This window comes from Stenotrophomonas sp. STEN035, assembly GCF_056759935.1.
Genome location: NZ_JBRRDY010000030.1, coordinates 60502 through 66537, shown reverse-complemented (window position 1 = coordinate 66537; position 6036 = coordinate 60502). Strand labels below are relative to the sequence as shown.

The 6036-nt window shown below is 63.0% G+C and carries 7 protein-coding genes and 2 tRNA genes; all 9 read right to left on the bottom strand.

Annotation, left to right across the window (positions count from 1 at the left end):
- Positions 1-181 precede the first annotated feature (181 nt).
- The 9 genes from ACVOLL_RS15705 to ACVOLL_RS15665 all read right to left on the bottom strand — a co-directional run bounded on the left by ACVOLL_RS15705 (position 182) and on the right by ACVOLL_RS15665 (position 6002).
- Positions 182-258 (bottom strand) — tRNA-Arg (locus ACVOLL_RS15705).
- A 53-nt stretch (positions 259-311) separates the two neighbouring features.
- Positions 312-388, bottom strand: a tRNA-Arg gene (locus ACVOLL_RS15700).
- A 65-nt stretch (positions 389-453) separates the two neighbouring features.
- Positions 454-1314, bottom strand: coding sequence for an alpha/beta hydrolase family protein (locus ACVOLL_RS15695; RefSeq protein ID WP_481513729.1), 861 nt, complete (start codon positions 1312-1314; stop codon positions 454-456).
- Positions 1311-2120: a bifunctional hydroxymethylpyrimidine kinase/phosphomethylpyrimidine kinase gene (gene thiD, locus ACVOLL_RS15690; protein ID WP_481513728.1), complete on the bottom strand. Its 810-nt coding sequence runs from the start codon at positions 2118-2120 to the stop codon at positions 1311-1313. Before thiD ends, ACVOLL_RS15695 begins: the two co-directional genes overlap by 4 nt.
- Positions 2121-2154: 34 nt before the next feature.
- Positions 2155-2826 (bottom strand): YoaK family protein, encoded by a 672-nt coding sequence (locus tag ACVOLL_RS15685; RefSeq protein ID WP_481513727.1) that lies wholly within the window; start codon positions 2824-2826, stop codon positions 2155-2157.
- A 12-nt stretch (positions 2827-2838) separates the two neighbouring features.
- Complete coding sequence (locus tag ACVOLL_RS15680; protein ID WP_481513732.1) at positions 2839-3330, bottom strand: hypothetical protein; 492 nt, start codon at positions 3328-3330, stop codon at positions 2839-2841.
- A gap of 5 nt (positions 3331-3335) precedes the next feature.
- A complete protein-coding gene (locus tag ACVOLL_RS15675; protein WP_481513726.1) occupies positions 3336-4736 on the bottom strand; it encodes a PhoH family protein in 1401 nt (466 codons plus the stop codon).
- Between the two features lie 82 nt (positions 4737-4818).
- Complete coding sequence (locus ACVOLL_RS15670) at positions 4819-5298, bottom strand: peroxiredoxin (protein ID WP_481513725.1); 480 nt, start codon at positions 5296-5298, stop codon at positions 4819-4821.
- A gap of 77 nt (positions 5299-5375) precedes the next feature.
- A complete protein-coding gene (locus tag ACVOLL_RS15665) occupies positions 5376-6002 on the bottom strand; it encodes a glycine cleavage system transcriptional repressor (RefSeq protein ID WP_481509109.1) in 627 nt (208 codons plus the stop codon).
- Positions 6003-6036: the final 34 nt, after the last annotated feature.

Genomic DNA, 6036 nt, shown 5'->3' with positions numbered 1-6036 from the left:
CCCCCCCCCCCCCCCCCCCCCCGCGCGGCGCGGCCCGCGGGGGGGGGCCGCTGTAGAGCTGAGCCACGCTCGGCTGGAGCTTTCCCGGTAATGCCTCTGCCGAGCATGGCTCGGCACTACGGACTGTCTGTTAAAAAACGCGCATAAAAAAACAGCAGGCAATGCCTGCTGTTTTTAGTATTGGTGCGCTCGGAGAGATTCGAACTCCCGACCACCTGGTTCGTAGCCAGGTACTCTATCCAACTGAGCTACGAGCGCTCAACATTGCTGTTGTAGTTTGAAGCGGTGCAGATCAAATCTGCGTTCTGACATGGTGCGCTCGGAGAGATTCGAACTCCCGACCACCTGGTTCGTAGCCAGGTACTCTATCCAACTGAGCTACGAGCGCCTCGTTGCCAGGAGCGAGATTATGCGGATTTGAGACGTTTGCGTCAACGCTTTTGTGAAAATTTCTTAATCTTCGGGATGAATCAGTGCCGCGGCCACGTTCTGTGGTGATTTCATCCACTGAAAGTGGTCGGCGCGTACGCCCAGGTCGCGCGACGACAGTACTTTCAAGCTGCATGTCGAAGCTGGAAGCTTGGCCAGCAGTTGTTGCATCGAACTGACCGGCGCCAGCCAATCACTGTCCAGTACCACGGCGCGCGTCGGTGCACTGATACGACGCATGCCGGCTTCCAGGTCGATTGGCATTCCCTGTGCGGTGTAATGATTGCTCAGGCCCACGCGCGCCCAGTCGCGTATCAGTCCACGCGCTTCAGTACCGCCGAAACCGACGCGTCGGCCGGGCAGGGTGCCATTGCGTTGTGCAAGCCATGGCAGGAAGCGATAGGCCAGCGGCAACAGCCAGCCACGCGGTGGCGGAAAGCTGCGCCACCATGGCGTGCCGCTGGCGACCAACCACAATGCATCGAGCTCGGCATCGCGCAGGCCGGCATAGCAGCAGCTGAGCTGGCCGCCGAGGCTGTGTCCGCCAAGCCGGAACGGCAGGCCGGGCAGGACTGCATGGATGGCAGCTTCAGTCGCAGGCAGATCGAGTTGCAGCAGCTCCCTGTAACCCCAATCGTGGGTGCGGTCAGGACGCAGGCTGCTGCTGCCATTGCCGCGCCATTCGTGCAGGAAAACGGCAATGTTGTTGGCGGCGAGCGCTTCGGCGAACGCCTGGTAGTTGCGTGCGGCCACGCCCAATGCCGGCAGCCATAGCAGGCAGGCGCGGGGCTGCGCGGGCAGGTAGGCCAGTAGTTCGAAGCGATGGCCATCGGCGCTGCTGACTGGCAGTGCCGTTGTTTCGGAGGGCAAGGAACTCGTACTCATGCCGAAGGTGCCGCGCCAAAATGATCCAGCACCATCACTTCGCTGCGGCCAGGGTGATAGCCGCCCTGCAGGCCGCGTGCGACATAGTCGATCGCCGCTTCGCAGGCATTGGCCAGCGACAGTCCGCAGCACAGCTGCGCCGCGATGGCCGAGGCCAGCGTGCAGCCGGTGCCATGCGCATCCACCGGCAGCCGGATGTGGCTGAAATCCTCGCGGCTGACACCATCGAAGTAACGATCAATGACGCGATTGCCTTCCAGTAGATGGCCGCCTTTGAGCAGCACTGCGCCAGCGCCCATTTCGATCAGCGCTGCAGCCGCATCCTCGGCCTCGTCGCCATTGCCGATGCTGCGCCCAAGCAGGAGTTCTGCTTCGGGTGTGTTGGGTGTCAGCAGCGTAGCCAGTGGTAGCAGGCGTTCGCGCATCGCGCGCAGCGCGCTGTCTTCAAGCAGTTTGGCGCCGCTGGTGGCGACCATCACCGGGTCGAGCACGATGTGGGTGGGGCATCGCTGCTCAAGTACATCGGCAACCAGGTGGATCACCTCGGCATTGGCGAGCATGCCGAGCTTGACCGCATGGATGTCAAAATCGTCGAAGCAGGCATCCAGCTGCGCCTGCAGGAACGGCAGTGGTGGCACGTGTACGGCGGTAACGCCGCGTGTGTGTTGTGCGGTGAGGGCGGCGATCGCAGACAGGCCATGCACGCGATGCGCGGCAAAGGCCTTGAGGTCGGCTTGGATGCCGGCACCACCGCCGGAATCGGAGCCGGCGATGGTGAGGGCGGAAACGGGCGTTGAAGGACTCATGCGCCGATTGTGCAGGGTTTGCCGCTGGCCTGCCTCAGGCTTGCCTGCGCATGGCCCATTGCCGGTACAGCACATAGCCCAGGCCGCTGAGTCCGGTCAGTACGGCTGGGATAAGCAGCGCGTCGTATTGCCAGCGGGCGAACAGCCATGCGCCCAATATGCCGCCGGCCAAAAATCCGCCAATGATCAAGCCGCTCAAGGTCAGCCGGTGCATCGGCACCGGCCGGCCGCGCAGCAGATGGCCCAGGCCGATGCCGAGGTCGGTGAACATGCCGCTGAGGTGGGTGGTGCGCACTACCGCGCCGCTGAAGGTGGTGGCCAGCGCGTTCTGCAGCCCGCAGGCCATCGCGGCGGCCAGTGCGCCCCAGACCTGCTGTTGCTTGAACAGTGGAATGGCCAACAGCAGCAAGGCCGATTCCAGCGCCAGCGCGACACCGTAACGTCGGCCGAGTTGCAGGGTGCTGTCCTGGATGATCAGTCCGCTGAGCACTGCCCCGAGGGCAAAGGCGATCAGCAATCCCCACAGATGGCCGACGGAGCGCCAGTCGGCATGCGCAAGGGCAATGCCGAGCTGGCTGGTGCTGCCGGTGACGTGGCTGACAGCCTGGTGTTCAAAGCCAAGGAAGCCAACCGCGTTGACCATGCCGGCCACGCAGGACAGTGCAATGGCACCTATCCAGACCCAGGTGGGCAGGCGGACCTTCATGCCGACGCCGGATCAGGGCTTGGACAGCGCGCCGTTGCGCTCGATGCTGGAAAACGTGCCGGCCTGCGGGTCGTACACAGCACCCCAGAACTGCGCGCCGCCATCGCAGACGCGGATCGCTTCGCGGGCCGGGTTGATGTCGCTGTGGTCGGGCAGGGTGAAGGCGTTGATGTAGATCAGGCGCTTGCCGCTGGACTCGAAGCCCACGTACTGCCGGCCGGACAGGGCCGGCTCGGCAATGTTGGGCTGCAGCTGTGCCAACTGGCTTTCCAGCGCATCGATTTCAGCGCGGCTGGGCGCCCAGTAGCCGGTGACTTCACCGGCGTGTTTGGCCGGGCTGTCGCGCGAGCAGGTGTCCAACACCTGCGCGGCGATCACGGGGCGGGTGACAACCCAGGACTGTCCGGTCTTGACTGCCGTCGGCACGCTGCCGGGGCGCGTGTTCGACGGCGTGCAGGCTGCCAGCGTGAGTGTTGCCGCAGCCAGCAGGGACAGCGTGTGCAGATGTTTCACAGAACCTCCGAAGCGTAATCGGCCAGACGCGAGCGTTCGCCCCGGCGCAGTGTGATGTGTGCACTGTGCGGCCAATTCTTGAAACGGTCCACCGCATAGGTGAGGCCGGAGGTGGTTTCGGTGAGGTAGGGCGTGTCGATCTGCTCGACGTTGCCCAGGCAGACGATCTTGGTGCCGGGGCCGGCGCGGGTGATCAAGGTCTTCATCTGCTTCGGGGTGAGGTTCTGTGCCTCGTCCAGTATCAGGTAGCGCGACAGGAAGGTGCGGCCGCGCATGAAGTTCATCGAGCGGATCTTGATGCGACTGGCCAACAGGTCATTGGTAGCGGCTCGGCCCCAGGCGCCGCCGTCCTGGTTGTGGGTGAGCACTTCCAGGTTGTCGGTAAGCGCGCCCATCCACGGCGTCATCTTTTCTTCTTCGGTGCCGGGCAGGAAGCCGATGTCCTCGCCCACGCTGACCGTGGCACGGGTCATGATGATCTCGCGGTAGCGCTGCGTGTCCATGGTCTGCGCCAGGCCGGCGGCCAGTGCGAGCAGGGTCTTGCCGGTGCCGGCGGTGCCGAGCAGGGTGACGAAATCGATCTCCGGGTCCATCAGTGCGTTGAGGGCGAAGTTCTGCTCGCGGTTGCGTGCAGTGATGCCCCAGACCGAATGCGAGCCGTGGCGGAAGTCGTTGACCACCGACAAGGTGACGCGGCCATCGCCCTCGACCTTGCTGACTTTTAGTTCTACTTCGTCGTCGCCAGCCAGATAGGCGTACTGGTTTGGATGCCAGTCTTCGTCGTCGGCGGCTTGGATCTCGTAGCTGGTCCGGCCCTTGTCGCTCCAGCTGCGCAGGCTTTCGCTGTGCTTCTTCCAGAAATCTTCCGGCAGCACGGTGGCGCCGGTGTAGAGCAGGCTGAAATCGTCCAGCGCCCGGTCGTTCTCGTAGTCCTCCGAATCGATGCCGGCGATGGCGGCCTTGATCCGCAGGTTGATGTCCTTGGAGATGAACACCACCGGGGTTTCCGGGTGTTCTTCCTTCAATGCCAGGATCGCGCCGAGGATGGCGTTGTCCGGGATCACCTTGCCAAAGCTCTTGCCGGCCTCGAAGTGACTGGTCTGGAAATACAGGTTGCCGGCGCTCTGCGCGCCGCGCAGCTGCAGGCCCTTCGGTCGTGCCAACGGCACGCCGTTCTGCACGCTGCCGATGCCGGCTTCTTCGATCAGCTCATTGAGGAAGCGGCTCACCTGGCGGGCATTGCGGCTCGCTTCGGTGGTGCCCTTCTTGCCGTTGTCCAGCTCCTCGATCACCTGCATGGGCAGGTAGACATCATGTTCCTCGAATTTGAACAGCGCGGTCGGATCGTGCATCAGCACGTTGGTATCCAGTACGTAGATGCGCTTGCCTCGGGTCATCGTCTATTCCTGGTGGCGGGACAGGGTCACGCCATCGCACCTGCAGGGCAGGGCGATGACGTGGGTTGGAACGGGATGTGGGTCACTTGGTTTTAGCGGCCTTCAGTGCTTCAAGCACGGCATCGGCATGACCGGCGACTTTGACCTTGCGCCATTCCTGCACGAGCTGGCTGTCAGGAGAGATCAGGAAGGTGCTGCGTTCGATGCCCCGCACCTGCTTGCCGTACATGTTCTTCATCTTGATCACGTCGAAGGTGCTGCATAGCGCTTCATCGGCGTCACTGATCAGTGGGAACTTGAAACCCTGCTTGGCGCAGAAGTTGTTGTGCGACTTCACGGAGTCGCGGGAGATGCCGAACACCTGCGCGCCTGCACGCTTGAACTTGGGCAGCAGTGCATTGAAATCCAGGCCTTCGGTGGTGCAGCCGGGGGTGCTGTCCTTCGGGTAGAAGTACAACACCAGCCATTGGCCGGCGAGTTCGCCGAGGCTGGTAGTGGTGCCGCCGGATAGGGCCAGTGGCAGTGCTAGGGTGTCTCGGTCCAGGGTGTCGCCGATGTTCATCAGATCCTTTCCGGAGCCTGGGGTAGTTCGATTGCAATTACATGAAACGCTGCGCGCCTGTGATGGGCGCGCGAATTTCAGAATTTCATCGGGTCCATGATCGCGTCCAGGTTGAGGTGGTCGCAGAACTCGAGGAAATCGTCGCGCAGGGCGGCGATGTGCATGTTGGAGGGTACGCCAATGGTGATCTGCGCAGAGAACATTTCCGCGCCGGTCTGCATGGCCTGGTAGCGGGTGCTCTGCAGGTTTTCGATGGTGATGCCCTGGCGGTCGAAGAAGTCGGCCAGCTGGAACAGGATGCCTGGCTTGTCGGCGGCAACCACTTCCACGATATACGGCAGCAGGTTGGACTGTGCCTGCTTGGCGGCAGTGCGGTACCAGACCAGCTTCAGGTTCTCTTCGCGCTCGAGCCGGGTCAGCATGGCTTCGAGTTTGGCGACGGCATCCCAAGAGCCGGTGGCCAGGGTGGTCACCGAGACATCGCGGCCTACCGTGGACAGGCGGGCATCGACCAGGTTGCAGCCGCTGTCGGCAATTCGACGGGTGACGGACAGCAGGGGGGACTCCGGATGCGTCGTATAGGCGTTGATCAGGAGGTGGTTTTCGGTCGGCAGCGGCCGCGGCGTGGTGTCGGTCAAGGTGGTTCCGGGTGCTAGATAAGTCTGAACAACACCGTTTGGGGGTTGTTCGCTGGTGTCCAGCATACTTGCCCGTGCTTTCGACCGGCAAGTAACATGC

Bases quoted from the DNA above. Each gene is read 5' to 3' on its own strand.
- ACVOLL_RS15670 (WP_481513725.1), bottom strand. From the start codon at position 5,298: ATGAACATCGGCGACACCCTGGACCGAGACACCCTAGCACTGCCACTG.
- ACVOLL_RS15695 (WP_481513729.1), bottom strand. From the start codon at position 1,314: ATGAGTACGAGTTCCTTGCCCTCCGAAACAACGGCACTGCCAGTCAGC.
- ACVOLL_RS15665 (WP_481509109.1), bottom strand. From the start codon at position 6,002: ATGCTGGACACCAGCGAACAACCCCCAAACGGTGTTGTTCAGACTTAT.
- thiD (WP_481513728.1), bottom strand. From the start codon at position 2,120: ATGAGTCCTTCAACGCCCGTTTCCGCCCTCACCATCGCCGGCTCCGAT.
- ACVOLL_RS15685 (WP_481513727.1), bottom strand. From the start codon at position 2,826: ATGAAGGTCCGCCTGCCCACCTGGGTCTGGATAGGTGCCATTGCACTG.
- ACVOLL_RS15675 (WP_481513726.1), bottom strand. From the start codon at position 4,736: ATGACCCGAGGCAAGCGCATCTACGTACTGGATACCAACGTGCTGATG.